Origin of the sequence: Promicromonospora sp. NPDC050880 (assembly GCF_044456525.1) — a bacterium.
Classification (GTDB): Bacteria; Actinomycetota; Actinomycetes; order Actinomycetales; family Cellulomonadaceae; genus Promicromonospora.
The window spans coordinates 36,365-55,983 of sequence record NZ_JBITFV010000005.1 but is presented as its reverse complement, the minus strand read 5'-3'; the positions used below and the strand labels follow the sequence as shown (position 1 = coordinate 55,983).

At 72.6% G+C, this 19,619-nt stretch carries 14 protein-coding genes; 5 read left to right on the top strand and 9 right to left on the bottom strand.

Features of this window, described 5'->3' with window-relative positions; translation table 11 throughout:
- Positions 1-32: 32 nt before the first annotated feature.
- Positions 33-668 (top strand): uracil phosphoribosyltransferase, encoded by a 636-nt coding sequence (upp, locus tag ACIBBF_RS10905; RefSeq protein WP_397413131.1) that lies wholly within the window; start codon positions 33-35, stop codon positions 666-668.
- 13 nt (positions 669-681) lie between these two features.
- Here upp and ACIBBF_RS10900 read toward each other — a convergent pair whose 3' ends face one another.
- On the bottom strand, positions 682-4,128 hold the full coding sequence (locus tag ACIBBF_RS10900; protein WP_397413129.1) for a sigma-70 family RNA polymerase sigma factor: 3,447 nt from the start codon (positions 4,126-4,128) through the stop codon (positions 682-684).
- A gap of 249 nt (positions 4,129-4,377) precedes the next feature.
- Between ACIBBF_RS10900 and ACIBBF_RS10895 the strand changes: the two genes are divergently transcribed.
- Positions 4,378-5,145 carry a hypothetical protein gene (locus ACIBBF_RS10895; protein ID WP_397413127.1) on the top strand — a complete coding sequence of 256 codons (768 nt, stop codon included), beginning with the start codon at positions 4,378-4,380 and terminating at the stop codon, positions 5,143-5,145.
- A gap of 81 nt (positions 5,146-5,226) precedes the next feature.
- Here the strand turns inward: ACIBBF_RS10895 and ACIBBF_RS10890 are convergent, their stop codons facing one another.
- From ACIBBF_RS10890 to dnaK, 5 genes are all read right to left on the bottom strand, one after another.
- Positions 5,227-5,535: a DUF1540 domain-containing protein gene (locus ACIBBF_RS10890; protein ID WP_397413125.1), complete on the bottom strand. Its 309-nt coding sequence runs from the start codon at positions 5,533-5,535 to the stop codon at positions 5,227-5,229.
- Positions 5,536-5,681: 146 nt separating this feature from the next.
- Entirely contained in the window at positions 5,682-6,134 is a 453-nt protein-coding gene (locus ACIBBF_RS10885; protein WP_397413123.1) for a heat shock protein transcriptional repressor HspR, read from the bottom strand.
- 91 nt (positions 6,135-6,225) lie between these two features.
- Positions 6,226-7,227: a DnaJ C-terminal domain-containing protein gene (locus ACIBBF_RS10880; protein WP_397413121.1), complete on the bottom strand. Its 1,002-nt coding sequence runs from the start codon at positions 7,225-7,227 to the stop codon at positions 6,226-6,228.
- Between the two features lie 73 nt (positions 7,228-7,300).
- Positions 7,301-7,996 (bottom strand): nucleotide exchange factor GrpE, encoded by a 696-nt coding sequence (grpE, locus tag ACIBBF_RS10875; RefSeq protein ID WP_397413119.1) that lies wholly within the window; start codon positions 7,994-7,996, stop codon positions 7,301-7,303.
- Positions 7,993-9,858, bottom strand: a complete 1,866-nt coding sequence (gene dnaK / locus ACIBBF_RS10870) for a molecular chaperone DnaK (RefSeq protein WP_397413117.1) — start codon at positions 9,856-9,858, stop codon at positions 7,993-7,995. The genes grpE and dnaK overlap by 4 nt, the downstream gene beginning before the upstream one ends.
- A gap of 385 nt (positions 9,859-10,243) precedes the next feature.
- Here dnaK and ACIBBF_RS10865 point away from each other — a divergent pair, with 385 nt between their 5' ends.
- The 3 genes from ACIBBF_RS10865 (at position 10,244) to ACIBBF_RS10855 (ending at position 14,758) form a co-directional block, all read left to right on the top strand.
- Entirely contained in the window at positions 10,244-13,552 is a 3,309-nt protein-coding gene (locus ACIBBF_RS10865) for a S8 family serine peptidase (RefSeq protein ID WP_397413115.1), read from the top strand.
- Positions 13,553-13,776: 224 nt separating this feature from the next.
- Positions 13,777-14,322 carry a GNAT family N-acetyltransferase gene (locus ACIBBF_RS10860; RefSeq protein WP_397413113.1) on the top strand — a complete coding sequence of 182 codons (546 nt, stop codon included), beginning with the start codon at positions 13,777-13,779 and terminating at the stop codon, positions 14,320-14,322.
- A 163-nt stretch (positions 14,323-14,485) separates the two neighbouring features.
- Positions 14,486-14,758 (top strand): hypothetical protein, encoded by a 273-nt coding sequence (locus tag ACIBBF_RS10855; RefSeq protein ID WP_397413111.1) that lies wholly within the window; start codon positions 14,486-14,488, stop codon positions 14,756-14,758.
- A gap of 1 nt (position 14,759) precedes the next feature.
- On the opposite strand, the gene ACIBBF_RS10850 is transcribed toward ACIBBF_RS10855, so the two are convergent.
- The 3 genes from ACIBBF_RS10850 to ACIBBF_RS10840 all read right to left on the bottom strand — a co-directional run bounded on the left by ACIBBF_RS10850 (position 14,760) and on the right by ACIBBF_RS10840 (position 19,576).
- Entirely contained in the window at positions 14,760-15,887 is a 1,128-nt protein-coding gene (locus ACIBBF_RS10850; protein WP_397413109.1) for a dipeptidase, read from the bottom strand.
- Between the two features lie 86 nt (positions 15,888-15,973).
- Complete coding sequence (locus tag ACIBBF_RS10845) at positions 15,974-19,084, bottom strand: S8 family serine peptidase (RefSeq protein ID WP_397413108.1); 3,111 nt, start codon at positions 19,082-19,084, stop codon at positions 15,974-15,976.
- Between the two features lie 129 nt (positions 19,085-19,213).
- Positions 19,214-19,576 (bottom strand): RNA-binding S4 domain-containing protein, encoded by a 363-nt coding sequence (locus ACIBBF_RS10840; RefSeq protein WP_397413106.1) that lies wholly within the window; start codon positions 19,574-19,576, stop codon positions 19,214-19,216.
- Between the last annotated feature and the right edge of the window lie 43 nt (positions 19,577-19,619).

Below are 19,619 nucleotides of genomic sequence, written 5' to 3'. Positions count from 1 at the left end.
TCGGTGCGCCGCCGCCCGGTAGCGTTGGCGTCATGCGCCTCCACGTCGTCGATCATCCCCTGGTCGCCCACAAGCTGACCGTCCTGCGGGACGAGACCACGGCCTCGCCCACCTTCCGCCTGCTGGTGGACGAGCTCGTCACGCTGCTGGCCTACGAGGCCACGCGCGAGATCGCCACCGAGCCCCACGAGGTGAAGACGCCGATCACCTCCATGACGGGCACCCGGCTCGCGTCCCCGCCGCCGCTGGTGGTGCCGATCCTGCGCGCCGGCCTGGGCATGCTCGACGGCATGAGCCGCCTGCTACCCACCGCCGAGGTCGGGTTCCTCGGCCTGGTCCGCGACGAGGAGACCTTCAAGGCCGTCACGTACGCGAACCGGCTGCCCGACGACCTCACGGGCCGCCACGTCTTCCTCATCGACCCGATGCTCGCCACGGGCGGCACGCTGGTCGCCGCCATCGACTACGTGCTGGAGCGCGGCGCACGCGAGGTCACCGCGGTGTGCCTGCTCGCGGCGCCGGAGGGCATCCAGCTCCTGGAGGAGCACGTCGGCGACCGGGCCAACCTCACGGTGGTCGTCGCCGCCGTCGACGAGCGGCTCAACGAGAAGGCCTACATCGTGCCCGGCCTGGGCGACGCCGGGGACCGGCTGTACGGCATCGTCTGAGCGACCGGGGCGGTCACTCGCAGTAGCCGCCCCAGGGCCAGCCCCGGCCCGTGCGCGAGGGGCCCGCCGTCGCGGCGGGTGTGGCGCTCTGCTCCGGTTCCGGGGCCGGCTCGCACACGTCGCTGCCGTCCGGGTTGAGGCAGGCGGCGCCCTTGACCCAGAAGGACCGCTCGACCGTGTGCGTGTTCCCCTCCAGCTCGCGCGTGAGCCGCACGCTCACGTTGCTGCCCTCGCTGATGAGGGTGTCGCGGACGAGCGTGAGCGGGGTGGTCTGGCCCGCGACGACCTGGGCCTCGGCGCCCACCTCGCCGCTGCTCTCCCGCACCAGGACACCCATCCAGTCGTGCGCGGTGCGGTTCTCGACCGCCGCCGTCAGCGCCACCCGGTAGTCGGTGCACTCGGCGGCGACCGTCACACCCAGGTCCTGCGTGGGCCAGGTGAGCTCGGCGCACGACTCGAACTGCGTGTCGAGCGTGTCCAGCGTGCGACCCGCCGCCTTCACCTCGACCGTCGAGGTGCCCCAGACCACCGGGTACTCGATCTGCATCGCCTCGCCGGCGGCGACCGTCCGGGACACGCCGCCCACATGGAACAGCACGGGCAGGGTCGAGTCCTTGTTGCTCACCGAGACCACGAAGGTCTGCACCGAGTGGTCCTGCGTCGCGTCGAACTCGCAGGTGCCCGCGGCCACCGTCGAGGAGACCACCGCGGGGGCGATCCGCGCGGCGCCGTAGGACGCCGTCGGGTGGGTCTTGGGCACCACCGGGTCGACCGGGAGGTCGCCGTCGGTGTCCACGCCCTCGCGGGAGAGGCGGAACGTGACCTCGCCCGCCGGGAGCTGCGTACGGTCCGTGTTCACCGTGAGGGTCACGCTGCCGCCGGCCGCGACCGGGACGCGCACCGACTCCAGGGTGCTGTCGCCCACCGGGACGAGCATGACCGCGGTCATCGTCTCGCCGGTCCGGTTGGTGATCGAGCCCTCCACGGCGACGGTGCCGCCCTGGTTGAGGGTGCGCACGCTCGTGTCCGTGTCCCACTTCGGCACGTAGCAGTCCGCCCGCTGGTGCTCACCGGCGGCGACCCGCGTCGTGTACGTGCCGCCCTCCACGTCGGTGGCCAGGGCGAAGACCGCCTGGCCGGCCGGGAGCCGCAGGCCGTCGGGCACCGTCAGCCGGACCGACTCGCCCGGGGCGAGCGGCTCCTTCGAGGCGACCTGCTCGCCGGCGGCCTCCAGGGCGACCCGGACCGTCCGCTGGGTCGTGTTGGTGTACGTCCCCGTGACGGCCGCCTGCGCGACGCCGGCACCGCCCGTGGCGACGCACGACGCGGCGACCGTGCCGACACCGTCGGCGGCGTCGGCCCAGGCCGAGGTCACCGCCAGGGTGGCCAGCGCCGAGTGGGCGTTGCCGTCCAGGACCGGTCGGACATTGGCGGAGCCGAGCACGGCGTACTCCGAGGCCGACGGCGTCACCGTCGCGATGTTCAGGGCCACGTCGGCGGTGGCGCCGGGGGCCAGCTCCGTGGCCGCGGCATCCGTGCCGGCGAACGGCGTGCAGCGCCACACGTTCTTCAGCTCGCCCGCGGCGCAGGACAGCTCGGGCTGCGCCGCGGCCGGCGTGACGCCGTCGGGCAGCGTGACGTCGACGGCCCAGCCGCCCGGCGGCACCGCGCGGTCGCCCGTGCTGGTCACCCGCACGGGCAGGGCGGCCGTGCCCGGGCTCGCGAGCGACACGTCGGTGGTCGCGGCGGACAGCTCCTGACCGAAGGGGGAGACCGTGCGGCCCGGGAGGTCGATCTCGGTGGGTTCCATACCGTCGGCCCAGACCACGGCACCGACCGGGTAGTCACCGCCCGCGCTGGCCTCGACCGGCACCACGACCCGGAGCTCCTGGCCGGCGGTCACCTCGCCCAGCGAGCACAGCAGCACGTTGTCCTGCTCCGTCGGGGTGCAGGCCGCCGGGGCCGCGGTCTCGACCAACCCGACGGTGGCGGGGGTGGTCGGTTCCGAGTCCGGCATCGCCTGCGCGTTGCCGGGCTCCTCGGCGGTGCCGGTGGCAGTGCCCGCGGCGGTGCCCGTCCCGCCCGTGCCGGAGGTGGCGCCGGGCGTCGGCGTCGTACCCGGCTCGGCGGTCTGCTCGGCACCGGCCGGGTCCTCGACCGAGGCCGTCACCAGGCGGGCGCCGGCGCCCGTGCCGAACGGCACGTCCGGCCGCGCGACGGTCAGACCCTCGGGCAGCGTGATCTCGAGCTGCGTGCCCGTGGCCGCGACGTCGCCCTCGTTCTCGACCGTGAGCGACAGCTCCTGTCGCTCACGCGGGAGCATGGGCGTCGACGCATCGGTGTAGCCGACCACGAGGTACGCACGGCTGGTGGTCTCGCCGGGCTCGATGTCGGTCGGCTGCACGGGACGGCCGTCGACCTGCTCGGTCCCGGGCTGCTCCGACTCGTCGGGCGTGGTGACCACCGTGTCGGCGACGGCCACCGGACCGGCGTCGACCGGCGCCGCCATCTGCAGGGCCGCGACCACACCGACCGCCGCGACCGCGATGGCGCCCGCGGCCACGCTCCCACCGGTGGCGGCGGCCGCCGCCGACGCGACCGCACCCGCCGTGGCGGTGACCGCCGACGTCACCCCGCCGGAGAACGTGCCGGCCGCGCTCACGGTCGCCGTGGTGGCGGCCGGTGCGCCCGCCGCCGCTCCGGCACCGGCACCGGCGCCCGCCTTCGCCGCGACGGCGAGCCCGCCGATCGGCGCCCCCGCACCCACGAGGGCGAGGCCGCCCGCGCCCAGCACCAGCGGGGCGATGACGGTCTTCATGCCGTGCGCCACGTCGTGCAGCTCCAGCACCAGCGCGCTGCAGGTGCCGCAGGTCGCGAGGTGCTCGGTGATCTTCGTGGTCTCCCGCTTCGACAGGCTGTCGCGCACGTACCCGCCCAGCAGCGGGTTGACGGTGCGGCACGTGTCCGACGGTGCGTGCGTGAGGTGCTGCTGCAGGTAGCCCGCCCGCAGCGCTTCCTTGGCCCGGTACAGCAGCGCGGAGACACCGTTCGGGCTGAGCCCCAGCAGCGGCGCCACCTGCGCCGGCTTCACGTCGTCGACCAGCACGTACCAGAGCACTTCGCGCCACCGCTCCGGAAGGTCCGCGTACGCCCGGTAGACCACGCTGCGCTCGAAGTCGGCGAGGGCCGGGTCCTCCTCGGACGCCACCCGGCCCAGCACCGACTCGATCTCGTCGTCCGTGCTCGGCCGGGTACGCACGGCGCCGCGCCGCACGTCGAACGCGCGGTGGCGCACCACGGTGTAGAGGTAGGGGCGGAACCCGGTGTCGGGTCCGGCACCACGGCGGAGCATCTCGAAGAGCTTGCTGAAGGCGTCGGCGACGACGTCCTCGGCGTCGGACGGCGAGACGTACTGGCGGGCGAGCGCTCGTGCGGCGGCCGCGTGACGCTCGTAGAGCACGCCAAAAGCTTCGCGGTTACCCGACCTGACCTGCAGGATCAGTTCCGCGTCGCTCGGGGTCTCCCCGGTACTGCTCTCGACTTGCTTCACGTCCACCCAGACTCTCGGCCGTGTCCTGCCCAAGACTATAGAGCCACACCGCGAATCCCAGGGGCTGAAAAATACAAATCGCCCACAGCCTCCGGGTGAAGTGTGCTACTCCGACCCCGAAGGTGCGTCATGATGTATCCCCGTGAGGGTCCCTTCATCATGAGCGAGTCACAGCAGGAGGCGCGGGTGCGAATTCACGACCTGCGCGAGCGGTGGCGCGCCACGAGCCTCGCCTCGGTCTGGATCCGGCCGAACGACTGGGACCACCCCGCCGCAGAGGCGCTGGCCGAGGCCCTGGCCGAGGGCCGGGGCGTGATCGCGCCCGCCGAGCGGCTGGGCGCGGCCCGGGCGGCTGTCGGTGCCGGGATCACCGAGGCGTTGGACGACGTGGCGTGCCTCTACGCCGCGTTCGGCCGGCCGACGGACGTGGGCGCGCTGCGCGCCGCGGCGATCGGCTGGGTCGGTGAACGCGAGCGGGTCCCCTACCAGATCGCCACGCGCGACCCGTCGACAGGGCTGCCGACCGGCGAGTACCTGGGCGAGCGGCTGCGCGAGACGTACGGCACGGCCCAGCGCTCGGGCACCACGGCCGGGAGCACGCACTGCCTGCTCGTGCTCGACGTGGGCCTGGACAACCTCGACACCTGGCAGCGGCTGGCACGCTCCGCGGCCATCGGCCGCACGCTGCACCAGGTCTTCGGCGAGGGCCACCCCATGGCCGCGATCGGGGACGGCACCTTCGTGGTGCTCTGCGAGCGCGGCCCGTCGACCGCCGAGCTGGGCCAGTCGCTCCGCCGCGTCGTGGAGCGCAACGCCGAGGTGCTCGGTCTCACCACCGAGGTGCGGCGGCCCACCCGGGTCTGGGTGGAGCGCCTGCCCGGGACGCACGACGACGCACTGCTCCTGCTGGACCACCTGGCTCGCTGAGCCCGCGGCGCCCCGGCGTCCCACGAACCAGCGCAGGGCGCCCGCTCGACGGAGAGCGGGCGCCCTGTCGCTCGTGCGGGCTCAGCGCTCCTGGAAGGTCAGGCAGTCGGCGTGGCCCGGGTCCTCGGGACCGGCGCCCACCCGGATCGACGGCGCGCCGCACTCCAGGTTGTCGTTGTGCAGGCACTCACCACGCTGGCAGGCCCCGACGTGGGCGATGACCTTCTCCAGGCCACCCTTCGTGCTCAGCGGGATGAACGTGGCGCACGAGGCGTCCCCCGTGTGACCGCCGATCGTGACGGCGCCCGCGTGGCAGCCGTGGTCGTGGTTGTAGCCGCAGCCGTCGATCGAGCACTCGACGACCTCGGGCATCTCCATCAGCGTGCTCATCTGTTCTCTCCTCGCCTGCCGTGCTTGACCTCCGGAATACCTCGATCGTATTCCAGAAATGCAGGAGGCGGAGAGCAAGGAATGCCTTACCTATCTGCCGGTACGCCTTTCCATTAAGGAAAGAATGGCATTGCTGAAATCGTGCGTCATTCCTCGCGGCGGTGCGTCGGCCGCCAGAGCACGACGGCGCCGCCGCCGACCCCGCGGTGCTCGAGGTCGACCCGCATCGCCGTGCTGCGGACCCGCTGGCCGCGCTGCACGACGACGACGTCACCGGCGGACGGTCCGGCGGCGAACACCCGGCCCTCCTCCTGGACGCGCATGAGCAGGTCGCTGAGACGTTCCTCCAGGACCGAGACGTGCGCCTCCAGGTCGAGGATGCGCTTGATGCCGGCCAGGTTGATGCCCTCGACCTGCGCGAGCCGCTGCACCTGGAGCAGGCGCGACACGTCGCGGCGCGAGTACCGGCGGCCGCGCCCGCGCGTGCGCCGCGGCACCACGAGACCGAGCCGGTCGTACTGCCGCAGAGTCTGCGGGTGCATCCCCGCGAGCTCCGCGGCCTTGGAGACGGTGAGCACCGGTGCGTCGTCGTCGATCATGTGCCCTCCCTGTCTCGTCACCGCTGGTCCGGCGTCCCGGCAGATTAGCCGAGACCGGCGCGGCGGGGCACCTGCCCCACCGCGCCGGGTGTCATTCCGCCGCGCGCTGGGCGAGCCCCGCGCGCACGTCCTCGCCGTCGCTCTCGGCAGCGAAGGACTCCAGCGCCTCCCTGGCCTTCTTGCTGAGCTTCTGCGGCACGGCCACCTGCACGCCCACGAGCAGGTCGCCCGTCGCGCTCGCGCTGCGCACCCCGCGCCCCTTGATCCGGAGCACGCGGCCCGACGGCGTTCCCGCGGGCACCTTGAGCCGCACGGTCGACCCGTCGAGGGTCGGCACGTCCAGCGTGGTGCCGAGCGCCGCTTCTGCGAACGTGACCGGCACCGTCATCCGCAGGTTGTGCCCGTCCAGCGTCCAGACCGGGTGGGGCGCCACGTGCACGGTGACCACCAGGTCTCCGGCCGGGCCCCCGTTGGTCCCGGGCTGCCCCTTGCCCCGCAGACGGATCTTCTTGCCGTCGTTGATCCCCGCGGGGATCCGGGCGTGGATGGTGCGGCCGCCCACCTCGAGGTCCGCGGTCGTGCCCTCCACGGCCGCCCGGAACGGCAGCGTGACCTGTGCCGCGATGTCGGCCCCCGGGCTCGGCGCGGTGAACCCGGCCGGCCCCGTGGACGCGTAGCCGGACCTGCCGCCGAACATCGAGCCGAGGATGTCCTCGAAGCCCGCGGTGCCCGCCCCGCCCTGGGAGTAGCGCACCCGCGGGCCGCCCCGGCCCTGGCCGCCGCCGAACATCGCGCCCATGATGTCCTCGAAGCCGCCCGCCCCGGCGCCGCCGGGGCCTGCGGAGAACCGCGCACCGCCGGCCATGGCGCGCACGGCGTCGTACTGCCGGCGCTGTTCCGGGTCCGACAGGACCGCGTAGGCCTCGCCGATCTCCTTGAACTTGGACTCGGCTGCGGCGTTCCCCTGGTTCTGGTCGGGGTGGTACTGGCGCGCGAGCTTGCGGTAGGCCTTCTTGACGGCCGCGTCGTCGGCGTCCTTGGACACGCCCAGCACGGCGTAGAAGTCCTTCTCCATCCAGTCCTGACCGGTCATGGCACCTCCTTCCGCACTGTGCTCCCGGAGCCGGGCACGCCGTCAGGGCGTGCCCGGCTCCGGGAGACGAGACCTACTCCGGTCCGACGACACCCACGCGCGCCGCCCGGACCACCTTCTCGCCGATCCGGTACCCGGGCTCGACCACGAGGTTCACCGTGGTGGCCGACGCGTCGGCGTCGGTCGAGTGCATGAGCGCCTCGTGCACGGTGGGGTCGAACTCCTCGCCCACCTTGCCGAACCGCTCGACGCCGAACTTCTGCAGGCTCTGGTCGATCTTCTCCGCGATCGCGGCCATGGGCCCGTCCAGCTCGCCGTGCTGCTTGGCACGCTCGATGTCGTCGAGCACCGGCAGCAGGGCGCTGAGCACGTCCTGCACGCCCCGGTCCCGCGCGGCCTCCTGGTCGCGCAGCGCCCGGTTGCGGTAGTTCGTGAAGCTGGCCCGCTCGCGCTGCAGCGCGTCCAGGTGCTCGGCTGCCTCGGCCTTGGCCTTCAGCACCTCTACGGCCTCGCCGGCGTCACCGGAGGGCTCGAAGTCGAGCCCCGCCAGCGGGTCGTCCGACGCACCCTCCTGGCCGGCGGCCTCGCCCGGCTGGTCCGCCGGGGCGGACTCCTCCGGGGTCTCCGCGCCCGCCGCGGCGGGCTCGCCCGGCGTGGCCGGGCGCGCCTCGTCGCCGGAGCTGTCGACCTTGCGCTTGTCCGTGAACTGGAAGGGGTGCTCCCCCGAGCCCTCGGGCTCGGGGGTCCCCTGCGGGTTCTCCTCGGTCACTTGCGCTCGTCCTCGTCGTCCACGATCTCGGCGTCGACGACGTCCTCGTCAGGGGCGGACTGCGCGTTCGCCGCCTGCGGGCCGCCCTGGGCGCCCTGCGCCGCGGGCTGCTCGGCCGAGTACAGCGCCTCGCCGATCTTCTGCGAGGACGCGCCGAGCTTCTCGTACGACGTCTTCACGGCCTCGGCGTCCTCGCCCTCCAGCGCGGACTTGACCGCGGCGATGTCCGCCTCGACCTCGGTGACGACCTCGGCCGGAAGCTTGTCGCGGTTGTCCGCGATCTGCTTCTCCATGGAGTAGGCGAAGGCCTCGGCCTGGTTGCGGGTGTCCGCCTCCTCGCGCCGCTTCTTGTCCTCCTCGGCGTGCGCCTCGGCGTCCTTGACCATGCGGTCGATGTCGTCCTTGGGCAGGGCCGAACCGCCGGTGATCTTCATCGACTGCTCCATGCCCGTGCCGCGGTCCTTGGCGGACACGTGCACGATGCCGTTCGCATCGATGTCGAACGTGACCTCGATCTGCGGCACGCCGCGGGGGGCCGGGGCGATGCCGGTGAGCTCGAAGACGCCCAGCGGCTTGTTGTCCCGGGTGAACTCGCGCTCGCCCTGGAAGACCTGGATGGCCACGGACGGCTGGTTGTCGTCGGCCGTGGAGAAGACCTCGCTGCGCTTGGTCGGGATGGCCGTGTTGCGCTCGATGAGCTTGGTCATCACGCCACCCTTGGTCTCGATGCCGAGGGACAGCGGCGTGACGTCGATCAGCAGCACGTCCTTGCGGTCACCGGAGATGACACCGGCCTGCAGCGCGGCGCCGACGGCCACGACCTCGTCCGGGTTCACGCCCTTGTTGGGCTCGCGGCCCCCGGTGAGCTCCTTGACGACGTCGGTCACGGCGGGCATGCGGGTGGACCCACCCACGAGCACGACGTGGTCGATGTCCGACACCGAGATGCCGGCGTCGCGGATCACCGCGTGGAACGGCGCCTTGGTGCGGTCGATGAGGTCCTGCGTCATCTGCTGGAACTGAGCGCGCGTGAGCTTCTCGTCCAGGTGGATGGGGCCGTTCTCGCTCATCGACAGGTACTGCATCGAGATGTTGGTGCTCGTCGCGGACGAGAGCTCCTTCTTGGCCTGCTCGGCGGCCTCGCGGAGGCGCTGCAGCGCGATCTTGTCCTTGGACAGGTCGACGCCCGAGGAGTTCTTCACCTGCTTGATCAGGTGGTCGACGATGCGGGCGTCCCAGTCGTCGCCGCCGAGGCGGTTGTCACCGGAGGTGGCGCGCACCTGGATGGTCGAGAAGTCGTCCTCGTCCTTGCCCACCTCGAGCAGGGAGACGTCGAACGTACCGCCACCGAGGTCGAAGACGAGGATGAGCTCGTCCTCCTTGCCCTTGTCCAGGCCGTACGCGAGCGCGGCGGCGGTGGGCTCGTTGACGATGCGCTGCACGTTGAGGCCGGCGATCTGCCCGGCGTCCTTCGTGGCCTGGCGCTCGGCGTCGTTGAAGTACGCCGGGACGGTGATCACGGCGTCCGTGACGGGCTCGCCCAGGTACTCCTCGGCGTCGCGCTTGAGCTTGCCCAGGATGCGGGCCGAGATCTCCTGCGGCGTGTAGTTCTTGCCGTCGATGTCCACGGTCCAGTCGGTGCCCATGTGGCGCTTGACCGAGGAGATGGTGCGGTCCACGTTGGTGACGGCCTGACGCTTGGCGACCTCACCGACCAGGACCTCGCCGGTCTTGGAGAACGCGACCACCGACGGGGTGGTCCGCGAGCCCTCCGCGTTGGCGATGACGGTGGGCTCGCCACCCTCGAGAACCGACACCACCGAGTTGGTGGTGCCGAGGTCGATACCTACTGCGCGTGCCATGTTGCCTGCCTTCCTCGACAGATTGAGCCTTCTGCACTCAACTTTAGGTCGGGGTCCGACGGGAAGCAAGCTCACCGCCGCAAAGTTGAGTCCATCTCACTCAACTCCGAGGACTGCCGAAAAGTTCCCCCGGCATGCCCGGCATCACCCGGGGGCGGATGCCGACGCGCCTCGGTCACCGTCCCGTCGGCGACCCCTGCGCCGATCAGGGCCATCGCGGAGACGATCACACCGACCGCTTGACACCCCTATCAGGGACGTAACTGATCTTTCCCCCGGATGACCCTTAAAGCGGCCCATCGCCAGGGCGGACGTGGCTACCTTCGACGCTGTCAACAGGGGGAGTCCGGCGGCCGCGTCGTCGGACCTGGCGAAGGAAGAACTCGTGCACACCAGAGCAACAGCCGCCGCGGCCCTCGCCGTCGCGCTCGTCGTCGGCGGAGGAGCGCTCACCAGTGCCTCGGCCACGACATCCCAGGAACCCGCCGCCGGCGTCACGTCGACCTCGGCGGCCGGAAAGACCGAACGGGTGACGGTCACGCTGCTGACCGGCGACCGCGTCACCGTCACCACCGGGACCGACGGCCGGCGCACCGTGTCGATCCGCCACGCCGAGGGTCGTGAGGGCATCGCCTTCAGCAAGCGGATCGACGGTGACCACCTGTACGTCATCCCGACCGACGTCATGGGGCTGATCGACACGAAGCTCGACAAGCGGCTGTTCGACGTCGCCGGGCTGGCCGACGCCGGCTACGGCGACCGGGACACCCTCCCGGTGCTGGTCGAGCAGGCCGTGACCGGCGGCGCCGCGACACTCGCCGCTCCTTCCGACTGGCAGGCCGCGGGCGTGGAGCCGCAGCGGACGCTGACGTCGGCCGGCGTGGTCGCGGCCGACGTCGGCGGCGCCTCCGGCACCGACCTGCTCGACACGCTCCGCGCACAGGACGGCGACGTGTCCACGACGTCGGCGACGGCCGCGGACGACACCCCGCGAATCGAGAAGGTGTGGCTGGACGGCAGGGCCGAGGCCCTGGACGCCGAGTCCGCCCCGCAGATCGGCGCCCCGGAGACGTGGGAGTCCGGCTTCACCGGCAAGGGCGTCAAGGTCGCCGTGCTGGACACCGGCATCGACGAGTCGCACCCGGACCTGAAGGGGGCCGTCGTCGCGAAGAAGGACTTCTCCGGCTCCGGCGGTGTCCAGGACGCCGACGGCCACGGCACGCACGTGGCCTCCACGATCGCGGGTTCCGGTATCGCCTCGGACGGCGCGAACAGGGGCATGGCGCCTGACGCCGACCTCATGATCGGCAAGGTGCTCAGTGACGACGGCACCGGTTCGGACTCGGACATCATCGCGGGCATGGAGTGGGCCGCGAAGCAGGGTGCGGACGTGATCAACATGTCGCTCGGCTCGGACTGGGAGGAGTCCTCCGGGAAGGACCCGATGTCCAAGGCGGTGAACCGCCTGACCACGGAGCACGGCACGCTGTTCGTCGTCGCGGCGGGCAACGCCGGGACGGTGGACTCGATCGGCTATCCCGCGGCGGCGGCGTCGGCCCTGACGATCGCCGCGGTGGACGACGCCGACCAGCTCGCGGAGTTCTCCAGCCGCGGGCCGCGGATCGACGGCGCCGTGAAGCCGGAGCTGGCGGCGCCGGGCGTCGAGATCGCCGCGGCGCGCTCCGGCGGCGGCACGAAGGATCCGTACGTCGAGTACAGCGGCACGTCCATGGCGACGCCGCACGTCGCGGGCGCGGCGGCCGCACTGCTGCAGGCCCAGCCGGACCTGCGGCCCCTCCAGGCCAAGGCGATCCTCATGGGGTCGGCAGACCCGGTGCCGGGGTCCGTCTTCGAGGTGGGCTCGGGTCGCCTGCACATCCCCTCGGCGACCGAGCAGGAGGTGCTGGCGCATCCGGCGTCGGTGTCGTTCGGGAAGCTCGAGTTCCCGCACGACGGGACGACGTCACGGTCCGTGCGGTACCGCAACCTGTCCGAGGCCGCGGTCACGCTGGACCTGACGGTGGTGGCGACGGACGAGGAGGGCGCGACGGCCACCGGCATCACGCTCGACAAGAACAGCGTGACCGTCCCCGCCGGCGGCACCGCCTCGGTCGGTGTCACCCTCGACGAGTCGGCCGGGGACGCCGGTCAGTACAGCGGCACGATCCTCGCGACGGGCGCTGACGGCGCGACCGTGCGCACGCCGATCGGCTGGGAGCAGGGGCCAGAGCTGTTCGACGTCACCCTCAAGGGGATCGGGCGCGACGGCAAGCCGCACCGGGGCATCACCGAGTACAGCCTGGTGAAGCTGGACGACCTGGAAGGCCGCTACAACGTCTCGGACTACACCGAGAACGGTGAGGACGGGGTGCACCAGCTCCCCGCCGGGACCTACGACCTGACCCGGTTCCAGTACCGGACGAACGCGGACGGTGACGTGTCGCAGCTGGTGAGCTCCGACATTCCCCAGCTCAGGGTGACGGGCGACATGACCGTCACCCTGGACGCGCGCAGGGCGATGCCGGTATCGATCAAGGCCCCGAAGGCCACGAAGACGGTCGGCACCGGGGTGCTGGTCGAGCGGACCGTCGACGGCGTGCCGGCGGTCTCCGGGGCGATCTTCGCGTCGGGCACCTCGAAGGTGTACCTCGGGAAGACGCCCGCGGCGACCATCGGTGAACACCGGGTCACCGTCGAGGGGCACCTGTCCGAACCGGTGACGGGCGCCAAGCCGCCGTCGTACACCTACAACCTGATGTTCCCGCAGACCGCGGTCACGACCGGGACGTTCAAGGCCCGCGCCAAGGACCTCGCCGCGGTCAAGGTCACGCACCACAAGCCGGTGTCCGGGGCGACCCTCAACGCGCAGTGGGGGGGCCTGGCCGAGGGCAACCTGGAGGGTCTCCCGACGCCCTACGACGCCTTCCCCACGGTGCCGGGAACCCGTACCGACTATCTGACGGCCGACGGGGTGGAGTGGACCCGCGACGTGTCGTACGAGAAGGGCGGAGAGCCTGTGGCGATGTTCCGGTCGGACCTCAGGGAGTACAAGCCCGGCAGCCGCAACACCCTGGAGATCGGCGGGTCCCCGCGCACCCCGCAGGCCGAGGTGGCGCAGGCGGAGAACACCATGCTCGTCGATGCCTCGGGCTGGTCGGACGCGGCGGGCAACGCGGAGGTCGGGTCGGGGACCGGCCGGCTCGTGGTGCGTCAGGACGGCGAGGTGGTCGCCGACACCACCGAGGGCGGGGCGGAACTGGTCGTCCCCGACGCCGGCGCGGACTACGCGATGACGTACACGGGGAAGCTCCCGTCCGGCGTCTTCCACACCGGCGCCGGAGTGCGCGGTGAGTGGACGTTCCGCGCGGAGCCCGGCGAGTGGTCGTTCGACGACCCGTACGAGCGCCCGATGCTCGACGTCCGGTACGACGTCGCCGGGATCGGCACCACCGGCAGGGCACCGGCGCACACGACGATCGGTGTGCGGGTGGAGGGTGCCGACGGCGCCGTCGCGACGAGGTTCTGGTGGTCCGCGAACGACGGCAGGACCTGGAAGGCGGCCAAGCTGTCCGGCGGCGTGGCGCGGGTGAAGGCCCCGCAGGGCGCGACCGCGATCTCGCTGCGGACCGAGGCCACCGACCAGGCCGGCAACACCGTGAAGGAGAGGGTGAAGCGCGCCTACCTCGTGAAGTAGCAGGCCGGACCCGCGCCACGACGTCCTGGCGCGGGTCCTGCCGAGGTGGGGGATCCCGGTGCGGACCTCACCCCCGCAGCGGGCCGGCCGGCACGAAGCCCGGCCGGCCCGCCAGTTCGCGCCCGCCGACACGAGACTGAGAATCCTTGGCCGACGCGAGGGCACGAACCTACTGGTCCGACGGGTGCCTCCCCAACGAGCCGGCGAGAACCTACAGTGGCGCCATGCCCTTCGAGACCCCCCTCGCCGACGGCGTCACGCTGCGCGAGCTGACCAAGGACGACGCCGTCGCGGTCGCCCACGCCTACATCCGCAACCGGGAGCACCTGGCACCGTGGGACCCGGCCCGGCCCGAGGAGTTCTGGACCGAGCAGTGGCACAAGGACCGGCTGTGGGTCCAGGTGCTCGCCAACACCAACGGGAACGCGCTGTACACGGTGCTCGAGGCGCCGGACGGCGAGATCGTGGGCCGGCTCAACCTCACCGACATCGTGCGCGGCGCCTTCGAGAACGGCCACATCGGCTACTGGATCGACGCCCGGTACACGGGGCGGGGCCTGATGACGGGCGCCCTGGAGGCCCTCGCTGCCCACGCCCGGGACGGCCTCGGCCTGCACCGCCTGCAGGCGGCCACCCTGCCGCACAACACGGCCTCGCAGGCGGTGCTGAAGCGGGTCGGCTTCGAGAAGATCGGCTACGCGCCGAGCTACCTGAAGATCGCGGGCGACTGGCAGGACCACGTCGTGTTCCAGCTGATCCTGCACGACTGAGGGCTGTTTTCACCCCCGTCAACAGGCGCGACGTCTTGACCTGCGGTACACAGGGGTGCACGACCGAGGCCGCGGGGGTGGGGCGTCGGACGCGTACCCCGCGGGCCAGCCCGCGGGGTGGCTGATGCCCGGGGACCCGGGCCCCGACCGGGGGGAGACCACCATGGCAAGCATCCACGGAAGCTCGTTGTCGATCGCGCTCCTGACAGCTCTGCTCGATCCCGAAGAGGACGGCCTGAAGTCACCACACGTCCAGGACCTGCTCCAGGAGGCGCTCGAGACGCGCGAGGACGCGCGCGACGTGATCGTCGCCCTGCTCGCCTCGTCCGGGTCGATGCTCCGGCAGATCAGCCACCACAACGACCAGGACCCCCTGGAGTCCCTGCAGAAGGTGGCCCTGGGCTTCCAGCGCAAGGTGGTCCAGCTCCCCAGCTGAGTCAGCCGTCCGCGACGGCCTCCGCGTCCCGCAGGACGCGCAGCACGTTGCCGCTGCACAGCCGGCCGAGGTCGGCGTCCGACCAGCCCCGTTCCGCGAGCGCCGCGAGCAGGCGGGGGTAGCCGGTCACGTCCTCGAGGCCCTCGGGCAGGCTGGGCGTGCCGTCGTAGTCGCCGCCGAGCCCGACGTGCTCGATGCCGGCGACCTCGCGGACGTGCTCGACGTGCGCCACGACGTCGGACAGCGTGGTGCGCGGCTGGGGGTGCTCCGCCTGCCACCGGGCGACGAACGGCTCGAAGGCGCCGATGTCGGCGCTCCGGATGCCCTCCGCCGCCGCGGCCTGCGCACCCTCGGCACGCCACGCGGCCACGGCGGGCGACACGAACTGCGGTACGAACGTCACCATGCAGACGCCGCCGTTGGTCGCCAGGGTGCCGAGCACGTCGTCGGGCACGTTGCGGGGCACGTCGCAGACGGTGCGGGCGCTGGAGTGGCTGAAGATCACCGGGGCCCGCGTGACACGCAGCGCGTGGCGCATGGTGCCCGCGGAGGTGTGCGAGAGGTCGACGAGCATGCCGATCCGGTTCATCTCGCGCACCACGTCCTCGCCGAACGCCGAGAGGCCGCCCAGCACCTCCTCGTCGGTGGCGGAGTCGGCCCAGGGCACGTTGTCGTTGTGCGTGAGCGTCATGTAGCGCACCCCGAGCGTGAGGAGCATGCGCAGGACGGCGAGGGAGCCGTCGATGGAGTGACCGCCCTCGGCACCCATGAGGGAGGCGATGCGGCCCTCGCTCCACGCCTGCTCGACGTCGGCGGCGGTCAGGGCGAGCCGGAGCGTGTCCGGGTACCGCTCGACGAGGCGGTGCACGCAGTCGATCTGTTCGAGGGTGGCGGTGACGGCGGCCCCGCCCTGGAGCGTCGACGGCACGTACACCGACCAGAACTGGGCACCGACGCCGCCCTCGCGCAGGCGCGGCAGGTCGGTGTGGGTCGTCGTGAGCCGCCGGCCGACGTCGACGGCGTCGAGGTCGTAGAAGGACTGCTCGCGCAGCTCCCACGGGAGGTCGTTGTGCCCGTCCCAGACGGGGTGCTTCTCGAGGAGCGCGGAGATGCGGTCGGCGGTCGTCATGCGGACGACGCTACCGCCCGCCGGCCCGGGAACGTGTCGGACGTACAGGCCACCCCGGTGGCCCGTACGTCCGACACGACGGGGGGTCAGCTCACGCGGTACCAGTAGCAGCCGGCGGTCTCGAAGCCCTTGGCCGTCGACGGCATGGTGATGGTCGTGGCCTCGTCCACCATGCGGTGCCCCGCCAGGTTGGACCGGTTCGCCAGGCCCGTGAACTCCTTGATGAACGCGTAGTAGCAGGTCTCGCCGGCCGCGGCAGGCCCGGGTGTCACGTAGGTGCCGCGTTCGAGCTGGTCACCGAGCACGTACACGCCGTCCTTCGGCGTCGTGTTCCGCGGGGTGACCATGCCCGGGTAGTGGCGCACCCAGGTGCCGCAGTCCATCGACCGGAACGAGCCGTCCGTCGACTTCGCGGTGGCGACGCGCTGCCCGGAGCCCCAGTCCGCGCCGAGCACCACGTCGGCGTCGTTCAGGCGCTCCCAGACGCAGTCCTTCGTGTTCTTGGCCACGTACGTGGCGGCCGGTACGCCGTAGCGGCCCACGTACCACCACTCGTCCGCGGGCACCGTGTCGGCGGGCTGGTAGACCGGCACCGAGGTGCTGCTCTTGTCGGTCGTGGCGTAGCCCGACTTGCGGCCGGTCACCACGACCGACAGCCGCTTGCCCACGTGCGCGCCGGCGATCCGGTACGTCGTCCCCGTGGCGCCCGCGATCGGCACGCCGTTCGAGTACCACTGGTAGGTGACGTACGCGCCGGGCCGCCAGGTGCCCGCGGCGACCCGCACGGTGGACCCCACCCGCGCGGTGCCCGTGATGCGCGGCGTCGGCACGGAGGAGAACCGGGTGCCGATGGCCCGCTGGGTCGAGGTGACGGTCTTGGTCGTGTAGCTGGTGCGCTTGCGCGTCACCGAGACCGAGAGGGTGCGGCCCTTCCAGGTCGACGGGATCCGGTAGGAGGACCCGGTGGCACCGCTGATCGCCCGGCCGTCGACCCGCCACTGGTAGGTGGTGGTGGCGGCCGACGGCGAGGACGGCGGCGCCGACACCGAGACGGTGCCGCCCGGGGCGGGCGATCCGACGAGGCGCGGGCGGGTCTGCGTGAACACCCCGTAGCCGACGGCCTTGGCCGCGCTCGTCCGGGCGGCGCCGTCGTACCCGCGGCGGGAACCGGTGATGGTCACGGTGAGCTGCTTGCCGCGGTCGGCGGCGCGCGGCGTGAAGGTGAACTTCGTGGCGCCGGAGATCGCGGTCCCGTCGACCTTCCACTGGTAGGTGAACCGCGTGCCGGACGTCCAGGTGCCGGACAGCGCCCGCAGCGTGCTGCCCACGCGGACGGTCCCGCTGATCGTCGGGGCGGCCGCCTTGATCGCGGTCTTCTGGACGACAGGTGTCGGCGCGCTGGTCACGGCCGTGGGGATGTAGCCGTCCGCCGTGCCGACGACGGTCACGGAGAGCGCCGCGCCGGCGTCCCGGCCCTTGGGCGTGTAGGTGGCCCCGGTCGCCCCGGAGATCATCGCGCCCGGCCGGCCGTCGGCGGGGTCGAGGTCACGGCGCCACTGGTAGCTGAGCGTCGCGGCAGGGGTCCACGTACCGACCGTGGCGGTCAGGGGCGTACCCACCTCGTAGGCGTCGCCGGAGACCGTCGGCGCGGGGGTGTCGGTGAACGACTCCTCCTGGGCCAGCTCGTACGCGGCGAGCACGTCGAGCTTGCCCTCGCCCCACACGTTGTTGTCGTCGGCGGTCCCGCCGCAGGCCGTGTTGTTCACGTCGTGCGCCGCGCCGTCGAGGATCGCGCGGGTCCGGGGCACGTCGCCCACGAGGGCGGGCACCGCGTCCCACAGCAGCGCGACGGCGCCCGAGACGTGCGGGGCGGCCATGGACGTACCGGACCACCGCTCGTACCCGTTGCCGGGGACGGCCGACAGGACGTCGACGCCGGGCGCGGCGATGTCGGGCTTCACGGCGCCGCCCTGGCCGGGGCCCCGCGAGGAGAAGGCGGCGATGCTGCCCGCCGACGAGAACGCGCCGACCGAGTAGGACGCCTGGCGCGCCCCGGGGCTGCCCGAGGACTCGCAGCCCCACTCGCCGTCGTTCCCGTTGGACCAGGTGCTGAAGATGCCGGCCGCCTCCCAGGCGGTGATGACGTCCTCCATGAACGGGTCGTTCGTGCGGGACATGCCCCACGAGTTGTTCACGATGTGCGGCCGCTTGCTCGGGTCGGCCGCGCTGCCGTCGGCGCGGGTCGGTGCCAGCATCCACTCACCGGCCGCGACCAGCCAGGAGTCGAGGCAGGCGTCGGCGCAGCCGTTCGCCGCGATCCACCGCGCGCCCGGGGCCACGCCGATGCTCGTGGTGCCGTTGCCGGTGCCGACCATGGTGCCCATCGTGTGGGTGCCGTGCCCGTGGTCGTCCCGGGGCGTGGTGGCGCCCACGTGGGCGGCGTCGAACCAGTTGTAGTTGCTGGTGGTCGTCGCGCCGCGGTACTGCGCGGACAGCGCCGGGTGGGAGCGGCTCACGCCGGTGTCCAGGCCGGCCACGACGATGCCCTCGCCGGTGAAGCCCTGGTTCCACATGTCGTCGGCGTTGATCGCCTTGATGCCGTAGGTCGGGGCGCCCGCCGCGGCCGTGGTCGCGGCCTGTGTCGTCTCCGGCTCCTCCACGGCGTGCTGCGTCGTGGCCCGCACCTCGGCGACCTCGGGGGCGCCCGCGAGCTCGACCGCCTGGTCGAGCGAACCGTCCTCGACCAGGATCGCGTTGGTCGCCCAGTACGACGTGTACTCGGTACCGGAGCGTTCCAGGGCGGCGATCGTGCGCGCCTGGGCGGACTCGGCCGCGGCGGTGAGCGTGTCGTACACGTACTGGCCGCGCTCGGACCAGCTCGTGATGCCCGCGGCGGCCGACAGGTCGGGCTCGTCGTCGAACCGCAGCCAGAAGTCGGTGGTGCCACGGGTCGCGAAGGCCTTCGCGGCGGCGGGGGCGATCTTGTCGGCCGGGTCGACGGCGCCGGGCGCGACCCGGCCGGCGGCGGTGCCGGAGGCGTCGGCGGCGTCCGCGGCGCCGCGGGGTGCGTCCCCGGGAGCGGCCGGCGGAACAGGGGCGGGGCCTGGTACGGCGACCGCCGTGCCGGGTGCCGCCAGGAGCGCCAGGGCGGTGGCCGTGGCCAGGGTCCTGGACAGGCGTCGGGTGCGTGGATGCATGGATACTCCAGGCTGGGGCGCCCGGGTTCCGGGCGCACGGGACCTGCGCGCGGCAGGGGGTATGCCGTGAACGTAGCGCCCCGGATCAGGCGAAACTCCGAAAACGGAGAGAAATCACCCGGGCATTTCTCAGGATTCGCGGCGGCCGCGCAGCCGGTCGATCTCGCGGCGTTCCCGCTTGGTCGGACGACCCGTGCCGCGGTCGCGCAGCCCGACCGCCTCCCGCTCGACGCGCGTCGGCAGCGCCGGGCTGTGGTCCAGGTACGCCCGGACCGCGATCGGGGCGCCGACCCGCTTGGGCAGCAGCTCGACCACCTCGATCACCCGGTCGCGGAGCGGGTCACGCCACGTCACACGGTCGCCCACGGCGACGGGCGCCGACGGCTTGGCGACCTTCCCGTTGATCCGGACCCTGCCGGTGCGGCACAGCTCGGCCGCGACCGACCGGCTCTTGGTCAGCCGCACGGCCCACAACCAGACGTCGATCCGCACCCGGCCATCCTGCCATCCGGGAGCGGCGCCCCGCGGGGCGCCG

What these genes read in the sequence shown, in the direction of transcription:
- upp (WP_397413131.1), top strand. Translation starts at nt 33, where the DNA reads ATGCGCCTCCACGTCGTCGATCATCCCCTGGTCGCCCACAAGCTGACC.
- ACIBBF_RS10895 (WP_397413127.1), top strand. Translation starts at nt 4,378, where the DNA reads ATGAGCGAGTCACAGCAGGAGGCGCGGGTGCGAATTCACGACCTGCGC.
- ACIBBF_RS10890 (WP_397413125.1), bottom strand. Translation starts at nt 5,535, where the DNA reads ATGAGCACGCTGATGGAGATGCCCGAGGTCGTCGAGTGCTCGATCGAC.
- ACIBBF_RS10885 (WP_397413123.1), bottom strand. Translation starts at nt 6,134, where the DNA reads ATGATCGACGACGACGCACCGGTGCTCACCGTCTCCAAGGCCGCGGAG.
- ACIBBF_RS10880 (WP_397413121.1), bottom strand. Translation starts at nt 7,227, where the DNA reads ATGACCGGTCAGGACTGGATGGAGAAGGACTTCTACGCCGTGCTGGGC.
- dnaK (WP_397413117.1), bottom strand. Translation starts at nt 9,858, where the DNA reads ATGGCACGCGCAGTAGGTATCGACCTCGGCACCACCAACTCGGTGGTG.
- ACIBBF_RS10860 (WP_397413113.1), top strand. Translation starts at nt 13,777, where the DNA reads ATGCCCTTCGAGACCCCCCTCGCCGACGGCGTCACGCTGCGCGAGCTG.
- ACIBBF_RS10855 (WP_397413111.1), top strand. Translation starts at nt 14,486, where the DNA reads ATGGCAAGCATCCACGGAAGCTCGTTGTCGATCGCGCTCCTGACAGCT.
- ACIBBF_RS10850 (WP_397413109.1), bottom strand. Translation starts at nt 15,887, where the DNA reads ATGACGACCGCCGACCGCATCTCCGCGCTCCTCGAGAAGCACCCCGTC.
- ACIBBF_RS10845 (WP_397413108.1), bottom strand. Translation starts at nt 19,084, where the DNA reads ATGCATCCACGCACCCGACGCCTGTCCAGGACCCTGGCCACGGCCACC.